Source organism: Limnohabitans sp. TEGF004 (assembly GCF_027924965.1).
Lineage (GTDB): Bacteria > Pseudomonadota > Gammaproteobacteria > Burkholderiales > Burkholderiaceae_C > Limnohabitans.
Map to the genome: position 1 here is coordinate 72,667 of NZ_AP027057.1, position 17,094 is coordinate 89,760.

The window sequence follows — 17,094 nt, forward strand, 5'->3', positions numbered from 1 at the left end:
CAATGGATCGACAAGATCCATTGTGTGTGTTGAAGGATATGTTTCAGTTGCCGCAAGGCCTAGTTTATTTAGATGGAAATTCTTTGGGCGCATTACCAAAGATGGCACAGAGCAGAGTCACTCAGGCCATTCAGCATGAATGGGGAAATGAGCTCATTCGCAGTTGGAATACTTCGGGTTGGTTTGAGCTTCCAAGAAAAGTCGGTGACAAGATTGCGCAATTGATTGGTGCATATCCTGGAGAGGTTGTTGCAACCGATACAACATCAATTAATTTATTCAAAGTGCTGGCGGCTGCTCTGAGTATTGCTGCGTCGGATTCCCCGACGAAAAAGAAAATCGTCAGCGAACGAAGTAACTTCCCGACAGACTTGTACATCGCGCAAGCAATATGCAAAGAACGAGGATACGAGCTCGTACTCTTTGATCTGCATGAGCAAGCGCTTGATTCTGTGCTTTTGGAAGATGTCGCCGTGTTGATGCTCACGCATGTCAACTACAGAACGGGGGCGATGCACGACATGCTAAAGGTGAGTGAGTTAGCCCACGACCGAGGAATATTGACAATTTGGGATTTGGCACATAGTGCGGGAGCAGTTCCAGTGGACCTCCATTCAGATAAGGCAGACTTTGCGGTTGGGTGTGGCTACAAATATCTCAATGGAGGTCCCGGAGCTCCAGCATTTGTTTGGGTACACCCCAAACATGTGGGTAGATTCTGGCAGCCGCTTGCCGGATGGTGGGGGCATGAAAGGCCGTTTGATTTCTCTCCTAACTACATACCTTCACCCAGCATTGTCCGATTCCAATGTGGAACTCAACCGATCTTAAGTTTGGTTGCATTGGAGTGTGGAGTCGATGGTTTTCTAGCTGCTCAGGAATTGGGGGGGATGCATGCACTACGAAAAAAATCACTCGCTTTGACTGAGTTGTTTATGCGTTTGGTGGACGAACGCCTATCAACATACGGTATTTCGATTGTGACACCTCGCAAACCTGAAGAGAGGGGGTCTCAGGTCAGCCTTATTGCCAAAGAAGGGGCCTACGAAATTGTTCAGGCTCTTATTGCCCGAGGTGTTTTAGGAGATTACCGAGCTGGTGATGGTGGGAAGTACCCAGATATTTTGCGATTCGGATTTACGCCTCTTTACCTTGGTTTCTCAGACGTATGGAAGGCTGTAAATCAGCTTCACAAGGTGATGCAAACCGAAGAGTGGCGCGACCCTCGATTTGCACATAAGAACGCAGTAACTTAACTTTAAATTCAAGGAGACTAACCATGACAGGATGCCCAATGCATGCAACTTCTAATGGAGAGCGCATCGTTTTAGAAGAGGCCGCCCAATTAGATTTCAGTGGAAAGATGAGCTACGGGGACTATCTTCAGCTGGACAAAGTGTTATCCGCGCAGAATCCACAATCCGAAGAACACGATGAGATGCTGTTTATCGTGATGCATCAAGTGAGTGAGCTCTGGATGAAATTGCTGCTTGCTGAACTTCGTGAGGCAATAAGTGATGTACGGAATGAAAACTTATCGCCAGCTTTTAAGAAACTTGCTCGCGTTTCTAGGATCATGGAACAACTTGTTCACGCCTGGGATGTACTGAGTACGATGACACCCTCTGAGTACACCGCGTTTCGCCCACATTTGATGCAATCGAGTGGTTTTCAGAGTTGGCAATATCGATGCATTGAGTTTAGCTTGGGCAACAAGAATGCGGCTATGTTGCAGCCCCATGCCCATAAAGAGAACCTACTTGATTGGGTGACTCAGGCTTATGAAGCCCCGTCTCTGTATGACGAGAGTTTGCGCTTAATGGCTAGGCAGGGGTTACACATTCCAGAGACGCACCTGAATCGTGATTGGCGTGGTGCATACAGTCGAAACGAGGAAGTGGAACAAGCGTGGCTTGTTGTTTATAAGGACCCAACGAAATACTGGGCTCTGTACCAGTTAGGTGAGAAGTTGGTGGATGTTGAAGATGCTTTCCGTTTATGGCGATTCCGTCATGTGACCACGGTAGAACGTGTTATAGGATTTAAGCGCGGTACTGGGGGAACTGGGGGCATTAGTTATTTGAGAAAAATGCTGGATGTTGTGCTGTTCCCTGAGGTTTGGTCAGTACGAACACATCTTTAAGCCTTTCTCTCTAAGACGCTGTATTCGTTGTGGAGTGAATACACGCGGTCTTAACAGCGTTGACTCTAGTAAATGCGAGGTCTCTATGCTGTTAAGGAACACTCACTTGAACATAATGGAGACCATGATGAGTCATGGTGACAGAAAACAAGTCACGACTGACGATGGCAGTATTTACGAAGTTGAAGCATTGCGTCTTCCCAGTGCAGGTACGGTCAACGTATTGGTAGTTACCGAAGAAATGCAAGCGGTGGCTATTTCGCTGTTGCCCATTGCTCAGAGGATGGCCAAATCTAGAGCGACGAGGGCGTTCTTTTACAAAACATCTGAACGACGTCTCGAAGCGTTCGGTGAGCGGGGGTTTTTGCAAGCAGAGGAGGCCTCGCGTGAAGCAAATAAGTATGCACAAACACTTGCGTTGGTGGCTGAAGGTGTTTCAGTAAAAGGGGATCAAAGGGTCACGTTGCGCACTTGGCAAGAAGTGATGGCTGTTTTCCATCAAAACAAGACTCGTAATATAGATGGTTGAAATGCTTTTTGATCGGTGCAGATTGCTTTTGGTTGTTTGCTGAGCTCGGTGTCGCAACGGTCATCTGCGTGCATTGTTACTTCTCATTGAAACTACATGAAGCATAGAAAAGTCCCCAGCCGGCAACGACGTGGTGCAAATCCGTTGGCTATGTACTCCGCATTATCTAGCTCTCGTCGATTTGAGCCAGATGAAAAAGTTGACGTTATTTTGCCATTGAGGATTGCGTTTGAGGCACTCGCAAGCGGTACCTATACAGATGATGATGTAGGCAATCTCTACACGGCAGCATGTTTAGGATTGAAGATCCTCCGAGTTGAGGACACATTGCATCAATGTTGTCTGAATGCACGCGCATACCTCTTTACTGTTTATGAGCAGTTAATAAATGAGGGTATATGCGTGAATCTAGAGATGGAGCAAAGAGCGGGAATTCTCACGGTTGTTGAAATATATGAGGCCGTGGTCGAGCAAGTTACCCCTGCAAGACTTTTGAGCTTGATAGAAGATATCAAGATACATCGCAAGCCTACGGCAATCGTTCATAGTTGAGTTGACACTGGTCCATTGAGGATGGAAATATTGAGGTCCAAAATGGACGTGTCGAGTGGTGAGTGTGACAGCGGAACGTCCGCACGGCATCAGGCACAGCCTGACACTTCATGTGTTGGACAACACTCGACTCATTGGTTTCGACAATGCGCATGGTGTGAAACCTCTCGCTTCACATCTCAAGCATGCAGGAAAAAGGTTTCCATACGACTACCGCCATCGGCATGTTCTGGACGAAGGAGTTTTGTTTGGTGACCTATGCGTCATGGCTATGTTGATGGGCCATTCGACATTTTGAAGCGCCCCTCAAGCCATGACTTGAGAGGAGCAAATATCGAGAACACGAGACTTCATGCTTTTCATTACCGGTGCGTTAGAAAAGCCTGTAGATATCCCAAGCTGTTTTCCCGATAGGATTTTCCTTCCAGCTCATTGCCTCAAGGCTACATGTGCTGGTAATCGTGATCGGTTCTCAGAATTTAGAAACGCGCACCGATTGAGAAGCTCAAAGCTTTGGAGGTGATGCCATCTTTGTGATAGAAATTCATATAGTCCACCTGACCATACAAAGTATCTGTCAACTTAGTTTGAACACCTAAACCGTAACTGAAGTCAGATCCTGAATCCGCTGCGGAAAGACCAGATGCGCTAACCTTAAGGTTTGTTTTGAACCAGCCAAGGCGGCCAAAGAGTTCAGTGTTCTTGGCAATTTCCATTTTGGGCTTAAGAAAGAGACCATATCCACTAGATGTGACATCCGCGCCTTGATACGTGTCCTTGGACACAGTGGTTGCATACATAGCTTCTACAGCGAGGTTCTCATGAACATTCTTGCCAACACCAAAACGTGCCAGTTTTGGTTTAACTGTTGCAGTGGAGTCACCCAACGACAAAGGGGTATAACCGAGCTCGGCATAGTAACCAGAATCATTCTTGTAGGAGTCAGCGAGCGCTGAGCCAGCAACACACAGTGAGAAGAGCGTGGCTAATGCAATCTTGGTAGTTTTCATTTTTCTTTCTTTCATAGTTAGTATTTAAGCTCTCTTTAGAGCCGAGTGGATGATACATTATTTGTATACTATCTATTGCTTTTCATCTAAAAAACAACACTTGCATTTGATCCATTCAATTCTGTTTCTAGTGATGTCATAAAAAGGGGCCGTCTCAAAACCCCAAATTAAAGGTACGTTAAGGCTGCGCCGAGACTGGTACCCAGCTGCTGAAAGTCATTCAGGTTTGTAATTTGAAGAAACTTGCCACTCCATCCTCGATTTATATCAAGCAGCCAGTTTCAGTAAGTTTTAGACTGTCAGCTTTGCACGGGGCTGTGGTTCCGCTAGTCGTCCACGTCGGAGCAGTTGTTGAACCTTAAACGGAGATATGCCATACTTATCCACATGCCCAAAGCATCTACCAATTCTGCTAAGAAGGTTTCACACAAACGAATTGCAGTTCGTGCGAAGAAAGCTCGCGCCGCAGCCAGTGTAAAAGGGGCGATGGATGCTCACTCGTTGGTTGCGACAAAGCCTCTCAAAGGGCCAGAAGCATTGGATCTTCTCAGGGCTATGGGTATCGTCACTCCTAGTGGCAAATTGGCCCTTGCATACAGTTGAGTCACCGTAATCTTGTTCTTGCTTACCACGGCTGTGACATTACGGTTCGTGATGATTTAGTAAGCGGTCGGATTAAGCTGAAACACTCGACCAATAGGTATGACTGGTTGGGCTCTGGAATTTATTTGTACGAGTCAGATTTGGAACGCGCATTGGCGCACGCTAAAGCTTTGCACCAATCTGAGCCTACATCCCGTTTCGGCAGGTCTTTAGAAAGCCCAAACAACGCAAAAGCTGGTGAGCGTACAGGCTCAGGATGTCGTTGGACTAACAAATCAAAGTCAATATCTTCGTCATACGAAGCATCGGGCCACGTGTGGCGAAACGATGTGCCACGTCCGAATAGGCTGTTGTACTCTGTTCGTCGCTTATTTCCTAAAGGGGTGCTGCACCCTTGGCAACAACCCAAGTTGTCCATATGCGCGCTCATGGAATCGGTCAACAACAATGATCGATGATTTCGATATTTAGCGCCACAAGTCAAGCAGCTATCTAACAGCGGGGTGCTATGTTTTCTGCAATGCGTGAAGTTGCGGTACCGCCATTGCCATCGCAGATAACCTTTGAAAAAATCTGGATCATCTGAAATAAGTCGTGAACGATGGGGTAAGCCACTTTAATCATTCGCAGAATTCAAGGCAATATTTTTAATCAATCGTCAACTAAGTGCTTCTGACTTTTGAGAAATTGCGCTCTGGTTGTTAGTATTTGTTCGAGGGGCGCTACAGGCTGGCAGCGGTCGGTGTGCGTTTGCGTCCCACAGGCCACAACCGATCCAAAGCAGACTATTGCCATCGCGGTTTGAGTACCGCATAGCCGACCTTTAGACCTTATGCCACGCCTCGCCTCCGAAAATACTCGGGTAACTTCGAATGCCGGCTATCTTGCGCAAGGTTTGGTGCAGCATGAGCGATCTCGTCCAAGCATTGCCCCAACTCCTGAGGCGCCCACTGCCGGTCGGCAATCACTGCATTCAGCAGTAGCAGTGCTTCCTCTGGGAATCGTTTGCACAGACCAGATTCGTTGAGCAGATGCACAACGTAGTGGGGGTGTTCAATCGGTTGCAACCAATTCTGCACTGCAGCCAGGGCCGCCGGAAATTCACCTTGGGCGGCAATCACCAGGCGAGTCAAAGACTCGGCTATTCGAGGTGTAGCCAAATCGCGGGACTTTGGCCAGATCTTTTGCCAGAACGGCAGGGCTCGGTTCATCCAGTAGTCCTCACGTTGATCGACTGCGCCTTCAAGCGCCTGGGAGAGCGCCTGCGCGGATTCCTCGAGACCTTCTTGTGGAAGCGCACCATGGACGGCGCCTATGACGGCGCCCCTACGTATGCGGCGGTGGCCAGCCACGGGGAGGCGGATATTGAAGTGGTCATCCCGCCTCCTGTGACGGCCGTGCTCAGCGCAGATGCAGAGTGCAACCCAACGCAGAGAGACAAGCTCATTGCCGTGATTGCCGAGAGGGGGAGACTGGCTTGGCAAGCGGAAACGGGCTATGGACAGAGGGCGTTGGTGGAGACGGCGATGGGCCGCTACAAGGGGATCATTGGGCCCAAGTTGCGCGCACGCAGTGCTGGTGGTCAGCGCGCTGAAGCGATAGCTGGTGTAGCCGTTCTCAACAGGATGTTGAGTGCTGGGCGGCCAAACTCCGTGCGCAAATCGGCCATGGCCTCATAGCCTCGTTTGGGGCTGGGGCCACTTCGTCTTGAAGTATATCCATGCAACAACGCCGTTTTGCCGGGAGATTTCTAGGCGCTGCAGTAACTCTTTGGCGGTGTGGTGCAGCGGTGCCAGCATTTCGCGTTTGTCGCGCTCGCGGTTCATGTGCTGGTGGCCAAAGTTCTTGGCATCCTGCTTGAGGACAGCCAGCTCGGAGAGGGTGTCTTCATGCACCAGCAACTGCGCCAATGCCGCCTTGAGCGGGTTCGTCCAACAGGCCATCGAGCAAGCCGCCCAAGCGGCGGTGCTCGGCGGTCAATGCGCCACTGACAATCTCCTGCAGGGTGGTGTAGCCCGGCCGGATGATCTTGCGCTCGCCCAGCGCGGCGACCAATTCCATGGCCACGAAGCTGGGTGTCACATCACGGCGCACCAGTTGCTCGGCCAGCGATGCGAGCCAGAGCAGACTGGCCGAAGACCAGGATTGGTACCCGGCCAGTGCTGTGATACCGTCACGCTGGGCATAGCGTTCGTGCTTGGAGATGGGCAGCAGCGCCACCGCCTGGTCTTGGAAATACCGGCTGGTGACGAAGGCGCAGTCCTCAGCCACCTCATCCCAGTCGAACGCGAAGAAGGCGCGCTTGGCTTTGAAGTAGCCAATTTGCAGAATGCAATGCACCTGGGCATGCAGGCTGGGGCGGCTATTGACCAACGCCAGCTCAGTCTCTGACAGAGCGAGGTATTCCAGTTGCTGGCCCTCGTCGAAGTTGGGTACACCGTACAGGGCCTCTTGCACGGCGTCCGACAAGACGCTCAAGCGCTCGCTCTTGGCGGTCATTGCGGTGACGCCGCGTGGGCAGATTGCAGTGCGGTGTACAGCGCCGTTTTGCTCACCTTGAGCCGTGTAGCGGCTTCCCGAACGTTTAGCCCGTTGGCGATGTGTTTACGCGCCTGCTGCAATTTGTCAGCGGTAATACCGGCTTGCGCCCGCGAGCGGCAGCAGCTGTCAACCCAGCCTTGGTGCGCTCGCGGATCAGATCGCGCTCGAACTGGCCCAGCGCGCCAAAAACATGAAAAATGAGCCGCCCGCCTGGCGTGGTGGTGTCGATTGCTTCCGTGAGCGAACGGAAGCCGACGCCTCGCGTCGTCCATCGCGCCTATCGTCTCGATCAGGTGCGGCATGGAGCGCCCGAGTCGATCCAGTCGCCAAGCACGTCGCCGTCGCGCATGTAGGCCAGCGCGTCAGCCAAGCCGGGCCGGTCAGCCTTGGCCCCGGAGGCCGTGTCCTCGAAAATGCGCTCGCAGTCCGCCTTGCGCAACGCATCCGTTTGCAAAGCGGTATCCTGATCCGCTGTCGATACCCGCGCATAGCCGATCAGTGCCATTTGCCGCCTCTTGTCCACCATCTCGTCCGCTTATCTTAATGTCCGAAAACCCGTTATGCAAGCAATTTGCCGGACAGTGTCTGACATGGCCGAATAACGATCGTTTGTCGAACTCCAGGTGGCGCAGCAGCACCAAGTATGATAAGGTAATACCTTGAGTACTTTACCGGAGGTTGCCATGACCACTGCTGCCGTTCGCCCTGTGGCGATCAAGATCGACGAGGACATCAAGGTGCGAGTGAAGCGCCTGGCTGACGCACGTCACCGCACGTCGCACTGGTTGATGCGCGAGGCGATCACCCAGTACGTTTTTCGCGAGGAAAAGCGCGAGGCCTTCCGCCAGGACACGCTCAAGGCATGGGAAGAGTACCGCACCACCGGACTGCATGTGACCGTCGATGAGGCCGATGCTTGGCTTGCCCAGCTCGAACAGGGCAAGGATATAGAACCTCCGGCATGTCACGTCTGATCTGGTCACAACCGGCGCTGCTCAATGTGCAGCGCCTCTATCGATTCCTGGCGGCAAAGAACCTTGACGCTGCAAAGCGCGCGGTGAAGGCCATCCGCCACGGCGTGAAGGTGCTGGGGCAGCAGCCCGGCGTCGGCCGCCCCGTCGAGGACATGCCAGACGAGTTTCGGGAGTGGATCATTGACTTCGGCGATAGCGGCTACGTGGCCCGCTACCGCATCGACTCGGATGCCGTCACGATCCTCGCGGTTCGGCACCAGAAAGAGGTGGGCTACTGATGAGCATGAACGAATTCCGACGACTGGCCGCGAAGATCGACCAGCACATGCAGCAGCTTGACGCCCAGGGTGTCAGCGAGACCCATGCCATCATCAATCGCATGATCTGGTACGGGCCTGACCTGCACAGGATTTGGGTCGGGACATCCGACCAGCAGCTCATGGCATTGTCCCGTGAGTTCCCAGGGTTCTATAATTATGCCCGCATCATGGAAGAGGCATCCGAAGCCGAGCTCCGCAAGGCTTCGCGACCCTATGACGGCATGGCCGAGTTCCCCGAACAGCACAAGCAAATGGGCGCGCAACTACTGACCACGGCGGCCACGCTTGAGCGCGGCTACCAGGCGTTTCGTGCGAGCGGTGATTTGCAAGTGTTTCGGCCCCAGCTCGACGAACTGGGCCACCTGCATCGGCAATGGCTGTCCGACCTGGACGCATTCAAAGACTCGCTGCGCACGCAGGGAGCAGAACCCAAGGTGCTGGAATACGTGAAGAGGCTTTCGGCCGCCTGGTCGAGCGCATCAAACAGCTTGCTGGGTGATAGTCAAGGCAGCCGACGGAAATTTCGGCGGTTTGTGGTTCAACCCCCACTAAAAAGCAGTCATTCACCAATGACAGGGCTGTCCCAAAGGGTGCTTTGCATCTCCAAAACTGAGGGGCAGCAACCGCTGCATACTGGTCGTTGCAGCAATCGGGCTAATTTTGATGCCCTAGAAAACTTGCTTCTCTAGTGATGCAAATAACGTATGAATGGCAAAACTTTGACGCTAGTCTTAGAGGTCCTATGAAAATCAACAAATTATGGAAACTGGTGCGGGATGTTCAGTGACGTTCCGCAGCAGCCCGAGAAGTAAGGGCAAATTTTGTGTCTGTGTAAGCCCCCGCATAGGCCTCCAACCCCAAAGAAATCACCGTGGCCACGTCGTTTCCCACTTCTTGACGAAACTCCGCCTCGGTTTGCGCCACGGCTTGCTCAAAAGCGCGCAGCCAAGCAAGGCCCGTGTCGGTGAACACAATGCGCCGCGCGCGGGCGTCACTTGGGTCTGGTGCGCGCTGAACCAAGCCCCATGCTTCACATTGAGTCACCAAGTCGCCCATGGCTTGTTTGGTCATGCCGGCACTTTGGCCGAGGTCGATTAAGCGCGAGCCTTCAAGGCCGAGTGGCGTGTGATGTGAATGTGTGCGGCGCTTACTTGGGCGCAGGCGGCGAGGTTTGATAGTGCCAGGCACATCGACGTTGTGCGCCATGAGTGCAACACGCGCTCGCCAAAGCGACGCATGGCGTGACCAAGCAAACGTCCTAAATGTGCCTGTCGCCAGTCTTGATGAGGTGTCGAATTCAATACATTTCCTTACTAAATCCGCATGGCCATTGGGTTGCAGGTCGATTAAGGGTGTTCAAAATATACAAACTTGAATGACTTTCAGCACCCGCCGTACAGCACATGACGGACGCACGCGAGGTTATTGGCCCCACGTCCTTGAGAGCCCCCTTTGAGGTAGGGACATGGATAAAGCGTCAATCATCGTAGTCGTGATAGCCGTTTTTCAGCTCTAGCTTGATGACTTGGAAGACATTGTTGGCGTCCATATAGCCTTTGACTTCCACATAGCTGCCGTTGCTGGGCGTGCCATACTTGAATCGGGTGTTGGCTGAAGTTTGTGCGGTGTAGGTCACACCCAAACGCGTCAAGTTGAAGGTGCTGTTAATGCCAGACCAGCCACCGACTTGACCATACATTTCAAACACACGGCCCGAGCTGGCGTTGCTGTTGGATGCGTATTTGATCTCGACTTTTGTCGCGTTCAAGGTGCCGCTCTGATAGACGCCTTTGACTTCCACAAAAGTGCCATTGCTGAGGTTGGCAATGGAGCCAGTGGGAAAGTAGGCAGAGCTTGCGTTCACATTCACCCCTTGAACAGTGAAGGTGTTGCCACTCAAGTTGCTGACAGCGCCATAAAACTCGTTGGAATAAGTAACAGCCTGGTTGTAGCCGTTGGTAAAGCTACGTTGGCCTTCGATTTCTACCCGAGACGCGACCAATGTCGAGCCTGACCATGTGCCTTTGATTTCGTAAAGCGTGTTGGCCGTCAATGTGGCGCCACTGACCTGAACACCTCCCACATACCAATTGCCATTCGTTTGAGTGGCAACGCCTTTGATCTTGACGTAAGTCGAGGCACTGGGGGCGCCATTGAAAAGGGTGAGATAAGCGGCGTTGACCAATTGCAAACGTGTGGCTGTCAGGGTCGTGCCATCCCAGTCTGTGCTGAGTGGAGCCAATGCACGAATCGCATCGCCTACTACGGGCGTATTGCCTGTGGGCTGAATCGTGCAAGCACTGCAGTCCACCGTGATGCTCGAAGCTGGGCCTGTTTGAACTGTGTAGGTGCTCCCTGTGATGGATGTGATGGTGCCGCGCACGGCCACATCTAACGCATGTGTTGCCGCATTTGTAACTACAACGCGGGTAGCCCAAAAGCTGCCGTCTGGCTGGGCAAGGCCATACACAGTCAGCAATGGATGGGTGTTGACGAGCGCTGCCAAGTCGGCATAAGTTGTCACCGCTGCTGCGGCAATCAAGGTGCCATCGGAAGTGCCGCCGTAGGTCGTGGCAGAGTTGATTTGAATGACTTGCGTTGGCAGGGTAATGGCGGAAGAGGTGATGGCGCTCATCGTGCCCCGCACGCCGCCGACCACACGAATGCGAGCCGCGCGTCCTAGGCTTTGCGTATCGTCGACATCGCCAAACAATGCGACGGTCATGCCCAGTGACAGTGGGCTGCTGAAGGTCGATGTGTTGCTGTCGTAGTTTGTGCTGAAGTCATCGCTGTCGTACACCACAGAGTCAGTGGTTTCAAAGCGAACGCCATTGACCACGATGGAGCCTAAACCGCTGATGGAGCCCTGATAGGCGGCAGCTGCGCCATTGAATGTTGCCGCACCCGCTGGGTTGGTGGACCAATCGGCATCGCTGTGATCGCTGTCACCTCCGCCACCGCCTCCACCACATGCGCTTAGAAAACCGGCGGCGACTAGCAAAAAGGCAAGGGCTTTTGGTTTTAAAACAGAACGTGACATGCCAACTCCATCAACAACGAATGGAGAAAGTTTGCAATCCTCAGATTAAGACAGTCTTAAGGGCAGCAGCGCAGCTCTTAAAAACCCAAAGAAGTGCTCAATAACATTGGGTTTTGGAAGGTGCACAACCATGCTTCCCAAGTTTTTCATAGCGCTGTTATTTATTTCGCTCAACGCGTGGGCTGCCACGCCCGCCGAGTTGTTGGCTCGGTTCACCATCCTGCGTTGATTGGGGGTTGTCATGCATTTCGCTTCTTCATCTTTAGTGCGCACCTTTGTTGCCACAGCCTTTTTTTAGCATCACCACTTCGTGGGCGGACAGCTACAAAGGCCCAACGCTACCGGCGGTGCACACCCAAGAGTGCGGCAAGCTCGTCACGCAATAGCGGTCTAGCGTGCCATAAAAAACTATTTGCATAGCCTTGAGGTTGCCACCACAGTTCTTGTGAGTGGCCTGTAAAAAAATGGGGAAGTTCTGCAAATGTTGGAGATTTCCCGCGAATAACAGGAAAAATTTCACTCTAACTTTCCCCAAGATCTCTGCGAACCGCAGTGCAATGGGTGATATGGCTAAATGAGTCCATGCCCTCGAAAAGGTAAAACGAGCAAATCCGCACCTCAACGACAGAGCAAACTGCCTGCTGTGATATGCTGAAATTATGTCGCGTCACCTTAGCTCAACCCAGAAAGATACCACTGACATGGTATTTGTTTGGTTGTTTGTTCTGTTTTGGGCTACGGAAGCGCACATAATTACCACCATTACGCACACGGCCGCCTGAGCGACGTGCAGGTGGCCATTCCGGCTGCCTACTGGTAATTTCTCTGAACAAATCCAGCACTGGCATCTGGATTCATAACTGTTCGGAGAATGTATGTACCAAGATCGTCAAGCAAGTTTTTCTGCTACCCCTCAGCACTTTGGCGCTTTCATGCCTGCCCCAGCCCCACTACGTGTCGGTTTGCTCGGACTTGGCACCGTAGGCACTGGCACCTACCAAGTCTTGGCTCGCAACGCCGATATTATTTCAGCCAGAACCGGACGGCGAATCGAAATCGTCATGGTTTTTGTTCGCAATCTGGCGCGTGCAGCCAGCATACTGACCAATGATGTGGTCGTGGTTGATGATCCGCTCTTGGTCGTTAACCATCCGAATGTTGATGTGGTTGTCGAGGTCATTGGTGGAACCACCATCGCCAAAGACTTAGTGCTGCAGGCAATCGCCAATGGCAAGCACGTGGTCACTGCCAATAAGGCACTGCTAGCCGAACACGGTAGTGAAATCTTTGCAGCCGCGCACGCCCAAGGCGTGGTGGTTGCATATGAGGGGGCAGTCGCAGTCAGTATCCCCATCATCAAGGTCTTGCGCGAAGGCTTATCAGCCAACCGCATCGAATGGGTCGCCGGGATCATCAATGGCACCACCAATTACATCCTTTCCAGAATGAAAACGCAAAGCTTGAGCTTTGGCCAGGCGCTTGCAGAAGCACAACGTCTTGGCTATGCCGAGGCAGATCCGACGTTTGATGTAAAGGGAATTGACGCCGCACACAAGCTCACACTTCTGGCATCCAACGCGTTTGGTGTCCCCATCCAGTTTGACAAGGTCCATACCGAGGGCATTAACGACCTCGAATTGGCCGACGTCACCTTCGCGGAGCGTTTGGGCTTCTGCGTCAAGCTCTTGGGGATTGCCAAACGAAACTCCTCAGGCTTGGAGCTTCGCGTTCATCCAACATTGATCCCTACCAACCACCTGTTGGCCAACGTTCATGATTCCATGAATGCAGTAATGGTGAAGAGCGATGCTGCCGGGCTCACGATGCACTACGGCGCGGGTGCTGGCTCCGAGCAAACAGCTTCAGCAGTGATTGCCGATTTGGTTGACTTGTGTCGATCTTTTGAAACTAAACACCAACATAGAGTGCCATCGCTCGCTTTTCAGCAAAGTGCCATCACGGCTATTCATGTGAGAGAAATAGCTGACGTGATGACTTGTTATTACCTGCGGCTAGATCTGATCAACTCTGCAAAATTTGAGCAAGATGTAATGGACGTTTTGTTGCAGGCTGGAATACGCATCTGGCGACTCGAGGTTGTGAAGCACCCTATTGAACAAGAGTTTTGTACCATGCTCGCATTGACAAAGCCAGTGCGGAACAGCGTTATACATGGTGCGATTTCCAAACTCGGGGAATTGCCTGCGGTGAAGGGGCACGTGCGGAGCATCCGCATAGAGACATTGGATTAATTGAAATCAATCAGGTTGAATGCCCTCATCTCCCAAAAATCGAACACTTTGCAAATACTCTCTAGCGATGCACGTCGAAATGCGTTCTAAATATCAACCGTTTGGTGCGCCCAGTTGGCTCGATTTTCATGAAGGCTTAATGGAAACCGTAAGGCAAAAAATAGGGCAGCCTCAGGGCGCATACTGGCGGCGTCTACGGTTCGCCGCGCGTGTTTGTCGATTTACGAGAAGCTGGCGAGACATGCGGCAAGGATCGCGTAGAGCGGCTCATGCGCAGTCACAAAATACAAGCTGTGCGGGGCTACAAAAGTCCTAAGTCCGTTAAGAGTCGACCGTCTATTCTTGACCGCATTCTTGGCGCTCGCCAGACTCTTTCAGAGACTGCCGATGCAGCTGTGGCGATCATGGAAGCTGCAACGAAGGCGCAGGCAGAAAAAGCTCAAGCTGACAAACCTGCTAGAGGGAAGGGGGGCAGTCAAGCCAACTCCTGTTGCTGCTCCAAAGGAAGCCTGCCCACCATCGTCATCTGATGATGACGATGGTGGTGGTGGTACTCTGCCGCTTCCGCCAGTTAGTAAGTAAAGACGCCCCTCAATGGGGCATTTTTCATTTCTACCTACATCTTCTACCATCAGCAAGACGCATTGAAATCGAGCCTCCCCAAGCCTTTTCGGCATGCCTTGATGCCACCATCCCTTGCCCATCTCTGTATTAATTTGCTGTTTGTGCTGCAAAACAACAGATTATGCGTTAATATTAAATATTGATATTTATTTCTTTTGGATATAGAAGGGTAACTTGCCATGACAAGTGATGTCTTTCACCGACCTAAGTATGCGCATGACATGGCTCAGCAGCTTCTGTACCCAACAGCCTTTCAGCTCAATGTGCGTTCAGGCGTCTTTCTCTCTGGCATTCGCCGCATTGGTAAAACGACCTTTCTCAAGCAAGACCTGATTCCCGCACTTGAGGCACAAGGTGCTGTGGTTATCTATGTAGATCTTTGGGCTGATCGTTCGCGCTTGCCATCAGCTTTGGTCAACGAGGCCATCCAACAAACACTCACGCAATTCAAAACGCCCGGATCGGATTTGTTGGAGCGATTCAAAAGCATGAACTTTGGGGCCGCAGGAATGACCTTTGGTTTCCAGCTTGAGCGCATTGGAACCCCTCATGGCGCTTCCATCGCCCAAGCGTTAAGCGAGCTGATAGACAAAGCAGGCATCAGTGTTGTCTTAATTGTTGACGAAGTACAACAAGCCTTGGTAACAGATGATGGCTACAACCTCATGCATGCACTCAAAGCAGCTCGGGATGCGGTCAACTCAAAACCGGATGGGCGAGGCCATTTATTATTCTTAGGCACAGGGTCACACAAGTCATTGGTGACAGATATGGCAACGCGCCGGTCACAACCATTTATGGGGGCTGTGACAACCACGTACGAGCCACTGGCTGGAGATTTTGTTGTATGGAAGTTAAAGCAACTCTCATCTGCCCATGAGCTGATTCTTGCGAGCCAGTCAGTGACGTATGAGGGTTTCAAGGCAATGGGCAATCGCCCTGAAGAATTGCTCAAAGCACTGGTACAACTACAAACAACAAAAGTCGATCCCGATCAAGCATTTCCGATCATTTGTGCAACGCTAGCATCTGCTGCTGCCGATGTTGAGCTGCAAACGCTGGATGAGTTTGGGGCTTTGGGAGAGGCCTTGTTTGAACGCATTGCAACAGGGCCTGAAACTGGTGTCACTGGCTTATATGGCGTAGATTCGTTAGAAGCATTTACACAAACGGTGCATGCCTTGGTTGAAGCAAATCAGATTCAAAACTTGGTCGAAAAGATGATTGCTGCCAACCTCATCACAAGAAGCGGTCATGGGGTCTATGTTGTTGCAGATCCCTTCATCCGAAAAGTATGGCTAAGTCGCAAGTCCTTAGAAACGTCGTTGGTTAAGTCCTAGCATACGAAGTTTGATCAGTTGGCAGCGCTTCAAAAACAACGCGAAGCACTCGAGAAGGAAGAGCAAGCGCTCAAAGCCAAGTCGCATGACAAGATCTTGAGCAAAATTGTTCAAATGGCTAAAGACGCAGGTTTGACAGCAAGCGATATTTCTAAGGCGATGGACGCTGGCAAGGGTGGTAAGACTGCCAAGGCTGTGCGTGCAGCCAAAAAGAACAGTTTGGCAGGTAAAAAAGTCCCTGCTAAATACCGTAACCCCGCTAATCCAGAGCAAAGCTGGACGGGGCGTGGTGTGGCACCAACGTGGGTGCAGTCATTGAAGGCTGCTGGTACTTTGGAATCAGCCTTGATACCCAACTCACGGCTGCAGTTCAAACGCCTGCTTTTCCACACAATTTTGAGGCCGTGCAGAGGTTAACGCAGGCGACTGTTGCAGGCATGTCGCAAAACATTTGTTTTACGACAAAGATGGTTTGCACACCAGGTCAATTATAGTTATACTTTGATATAATATTATCCATTGGAGGCTCTCATGCATACAACCAATCTTCGGAAGGTCGGCGGCTCAATCATGTTGGCCGTTCCGCCGGCGTTCCTTGACCAACTGCACCTGCAAGCTGGTGCGACAGTCGGTCTCGCAGTCGATCACGGCTGCTTGGTGGTCAATCCCCGTCCACGGCCACGCTACACGCTCGCAGAGTTGCTGGCCACGTCGGACTATTCGCAGCCGCAACCGACCGAGGAACGCGAATGGATCGATGCGCCTGCCATGGGTGGTGAACTGTTATGAAGCGAGGAGACATCTATCTTGTATCGCTCGATCCGACCGCCGGTCACGAACAAAGCGGCAGCCTCCCCGTCCTGGTCGTATCGCCTGCCGAGTTCAACGATGCCACGAAATTACCAGTGATCTTGCCCATCACCAACGGCGGTGAGTTCGCGCGCCGGCTTGGCTTCGCCGTGCCCGTAACCGGCATCAAGACGACCGGCGTCGTGCGCTGTGACCAGCCGCGCGTAATCGATCTGGCCGCCCGTCATGCCCGTAAGGTGGATACGTTGCCGGCGCTACTCATGGATGAAGTGCTGGCAAAGGTCGCCACGGTCTTCGAGTGAAGACAGCAGTGAGCATGAATGAAATTCGTCGACTGGCCGCGAAGATCGACCAGG

15 protein-coding genes and 5 pseudogenes are annotated in these 17,094 nt (G+C 52.1%); 14 read left to right on the top strand and 6 right to left on the bottom strand.

The window, feature by feature from the left end:
• The first annotated feature begins 2 nt into the window (after positions 1–2).
• The 4 genes from kynU (at position 3) to LINBF2_RS13230 (ending at position 3,224) form a co-directional block, all read left to right on the top strand.
• Positions 3–1,256 (top strand): kynureninase, encoded by a 1,254-nt coding sequence (gene kynU, locus LINBF2_RS13215; protein WP_281891475.1) that lies wholly within the window; start codon positions 3–5, stop codon positions 1,254–1,256.
• Positions 1,257–1,294: 38 nt separating this feature from the next.
• A complete protein-coding gene (gene kynA, locus LINBF2_RS13220; RefSeq protein ID WP_281891476.1) occupies positions 1,295–2,143 on the top strand; it encodes a tryptophan 2,3-dioxygenase in 849 nt (282 codons plus the stop codon).
• 127 nt (positions 2,144–2,270) lie between these two features.
• Positions 2,271–2,672 (top strand): hypothetical protein, encoded by a 402-nt coding sequence (locus tag LINBF2_RS13225; RefSeq protein WP_281891348.1) that lies wholly within the window; start codon positions 2,271–2,273, stop codon positions 2,670–2,672.
• 150 nt (positions 2,673–2,822) lie between these two features.
• The gene (locus tag LINBF2_RS13230; protein WP_281891349.1) at positions 2,823–3,224 is read left to right on the top strand and encodes a hypothetical protein; all 402 of its coding nucleotides are present in this window, start codon (positions 2,823–2,825) and stop codon (positions 3,222–3,224) included.
• Between the two features lie 479 nt (positions 3,225–3,703).
• On the opposite strand, the gene LINBF2_RS13235 is transcribed toward LINBF2_RS13230, so the two are convergent.
• Complete coding sequence (locus tag LINBF2_RS13235) at positions 3,704–4,249, bottom strand: porin family protein (RefSeq protein ID WP_281891350.1); 546 nt, start codon at positions 4,247–4,249, stop codon at positions 3,704–3,706.
• 372 nt (positions 4,250–4,621) lie between these two features.
• Here LINBF2_RS13235 and LINBF2_RS13240 point away from each other — a divergent pair, with 372 nt between their 5' ends.
• Positions 4,622–4,837, top strand: a complete 216-nt coding sequence (locus LINBF2_RS13240; protein WP_281891351.1) for a hypothetical protein — start codon at positions 4,622–4,624, stop codon at positions 4,835–4,837.
• Positions 4,838–5,667: 830 nt separating this feature from the next.
• Here LINBF2_RS13240 and LINBF2_RS13245 read toward each other — a convergent pair.
• Positions 5,668–6,135: pseudogene (locus LINBF2_RS13245) on the bottom strand (hypothetical protein); the annotation flags it as partial.
• A 3-nt stretch (positions 6,136–6,138) separates the two neighbouring features.
• Here LINBF2_RS13245 and LINBF2_RS13250 point away from each other — a divergent pair.
• Positions 6,139–6,516: a hypothetical protein gene (locus LINBF2_RS13250; protein ID WP_281891352.1), complete on the top strand. Its 378-nt coding sequence runs from the start codon at positions 6,139–6,141 to the stop codon at positions 6,514–6,516.
• A 54-nt stretch (positions 6,517–6,570) separates the two neighbouring features.
• On the opposite strand, the pseudogene LINBF2_RS13255 reads toward LINBF2_RS13250, so the two are convergent.
• A pseudogene (locus tag LINBF2_RS13255) lies at positions 6,571–7,336 on the bottom strand (DUF4158 domain-containing protein); the annotation flags it as partial.
• Positions 7,337–7,421: 85 nt separating this feature from the next.
• Positions 7,422–7,904 (bottom strand): annotated as a pseudogene (locus LINBF2_RS13260) (recombinase family protein).
• A gap of 157 nt (positions 7,905–8,061) precedes the next feature.
• Between LINBF2_RS13260 and LINBF2_RS13265 the strand changes: the two are divergent.
• The 3 genes and pseudogenes from LINBF2_RS13265 (at position 8,062) to LINBF2_RS13275 (ending at position 9,171) form a co-directional block, all read left to right on the top strand.
• Entirely contained in the window at positions 8,062–8,352 is a 291-nt protein-coding gene (locus LINBF2_RS13265; protein WP_281891353.1) for a ribbon-helix-helix protein, CopG family, read from the top strand.
• Positions 8,340–8,630, top strand: a complete 291-nt coding sequence (locus tag LINBF2_RS13270) for a type II toxin-antitoxin system RelE/ParE family toxin (protein ID WP_281891354.1) — start codon at positions 8,340–8,342, stop codon at positions 8,628–8,630. Before LINBF2_RS13265 ends, LINBF2_RS13270 begins: the two co-directional genes overlap by 13 nt.
• 5 nt (positions 8,631–8,635) lie before the next feature.
• A pseudogene (locus LINBF2_RS13275) lies at positions 8,636–9,171 on the top strand (transposase).
• A gap of 281 nt (positions 9,172–9,452) precedes the next feature.
• On the opposite strand, the pseudogene LINBF2_RS13280 reads toward LINBF2_RS13275, so the two are convergent.
• Both LINBF2_RS13280 and LINBF2_RS13285 read right to left on the bottom strand, forming a co-directional pair.
• Positions 9,453–9,973: pseudogene (locus LINBF2_RS13280) on the bottom strand (MarR family transcriptional regulator).
• Positions 9,974–10,149: 176 nt separating this feature from the next.
• The gene (locus LINBF2_RS13285) at positions 10,150–11,712 is read right to left on the bottom strand and encodes a DUF5666 domain-containing protein (RefSeq protein ID WP_281891355.1); all 1,563 of its coding nucleotides are present in this window, start codon (positions 11,710–11,712) and stop codon (positions 10,150–10,152) included.
• A gap of 932 nt (positions 11,713–12,644) precedes the next feature.
• On the opposite strand from LINBF2_RS13285, the gene LINBF2_RS13290 reads away from it, so the two are divergent.
• The 5 genes from LINBF2_RS13290 to LINBF2_RS13310 all read left to right on the top strand — a co-directional run bounded on the left by LINBF2_RS13290 (position 12,645) and on the right by LINBF2_RS13310 (position 17,040).
• Positions 12,645–13,964 carry a homoserine dehydrogenase gene (locus LINBF2_RS13290; RefSeq protein WP_281891477.1) on the top strand — a complete coding sequence of 440 codons (1,320 nt, stop codon included), beginning with the start codon at positions 12,645–12,647 and terminating at the stop codon, positions 13,962–13,964.
• A gap of 845 nt (positions 13,965–14,809) precedes the next feature.
• The gene (locus tag LINBF2_RS13295) at positions 14,810–15,928 is read left to right on the top strand and encodes an ATP-binding protein (protein WP_281891356.1); all 1,119 of its coding nucleotides are present in this window, start codon (positions 14,810–14,812) and stop codon (positions 15,926–15,928) included.
• A gap of 18 nt (positions 15,929–15,946) precedes the next feature.
• Positions 15,947–16,345: an H-NS histone family protein gene (locus tag LINBF2_RS13300; protein ID WP_281891357.1), complete on the top strand. Its 399-nt coding sequence runs from the start codon at positions 15,947–15,949 to the stop codon at positions 16,343–16,345.
• A gap of 114 nt (positions 16,346–16,459) precedes the next feature.
• The gene (locus LINBF2_RS13305; protein ID WP_281891358.1) at positions 16,460–16,717 is read left to right on the top strand and encodes an antitoxin; all 258 of its coding nucleotides are present in this window, start codon (positions 16,460–16,462) and stop codon (positions 16,715–16,717) included.
• A complete protein-coding gene (locus tag LINBF2_RS13310; RefSeq protein WP_281891359.1) occupies positions 16,714–17,040 on the top strand; it encodes a type II toxin-antitoxin system PemK/MazF family toxin in 327 nt (108 codons plus the stop codon). The genes LINBF2_RS13305 and LINBF2_RS13310 overlap by 4 nt, the downstream gene beginning before the upstream one ends.
• The last annotated feature ends 54 nt before the right edge of the window (positions 17,041–17,094 follow it).

Excerpts from the sequence above, each read along its gene's own strand:
- kynU (WP_281891475.1), top strand. The coding sequence starts at position 3 with ATGGATCGACAAGATCCATTGTGTGTGTTGAAGGATATGTTTCAGTTG.
- kynA (WP_281891476.1), top strand. The coding sequence starts at position 1,295 with ATGCATGCAACTTCTAATGGAGAGCGCATCGTTTTAGAAGAGGCCGCC.
- LINBF2_RS13225 (WP_281891348.1), top strand. The coding sequence starts at position 2,271 with ATGAGTCATGGTGACAGAAAACAAGTCACGACTGACGATGGCAGTATT.
- LINBF2_RS13230 (WP_281891349.1), top strand. The coding sequence starts at position 2,823 with ATGTACTCCGCATTATCTAGCTCTCGTCGATTTGAGCCAGATGAAAAA.
- LINBF2_RS13235 (WP_281891350.1), bottom strand. The coding sequence starts at position 4,249 with ATGAAAGAAAGAAAAATGAAAACTACCAAGATTGCATTAGCCACGCTC.
- LINBF2_RS13240 (WP_281891351.1), top strand. The coding sequence starts at position 4,622 with ATGCCCAAAGCATCTACCAATTCTGCTAAGAAGGTTTCACACAAACGA.
- LINBF2_RS13250 (WP_281891352.1), top strand. The coding sequence starts at position 6,139 with ATGGACGGCGCCTATGACGGCGCCCCTACGTATGCGGCGGTGGCCAGC.
- LINBF2_RS13265 (WP_281891353.1), top strand. The coding sequence starts at position 8,062 with ATGACCACTGCTGCCGTTCGCCCTGTGGCGATCAAGATCGACGAGGAC.
- LINBF2_RS13270 (WP_281891354.1), top strand. The coding sequence starts at position 8,340 with ATGTCACGTCTGATCTGGTCACAACCGGCGCTGCTCAATGTGCAGCGC.
- LINBF2_RS13285 (WP_281891355.1), bottom strand. The coding sequence starts at position 11,712 with ATGTCACGTTCTGTTTTAAAACCAAAAGCCCTTGCCTTTTTGCTAGTC.
- LINBF2_RS13290 (WP_281891477.1), top strand. The coding sequence starts at position 12,645 with ATGCCTGCCCCAGCCCCACTACGTGTCGGTTTGCTCGGACTTGGCACC.
- LINBF2_RS13295 (WP_281891356.1), top strand. The coding sequence starts at position 14,810 with ATGGCTCAGCAGCTTCTGTACCCAACAGCCTTTCAGCTCAATGTGCGT.
- LINBF2_RS13305 (WP_281891358.1), top strand. The coding sequence starts at position 16,460 with ATGCATACAACCAATCTTCGGAAGGTCGGCGGCTCAATCATGTTGGCC.
- LINBF2_RS13310 (WP_281891359.1), top strand. The coding sequence starts at position 16,714 with ATGAAGCGAGGAGACATCTATCTTGTATCGCTCGATCCGACCGCCGGT.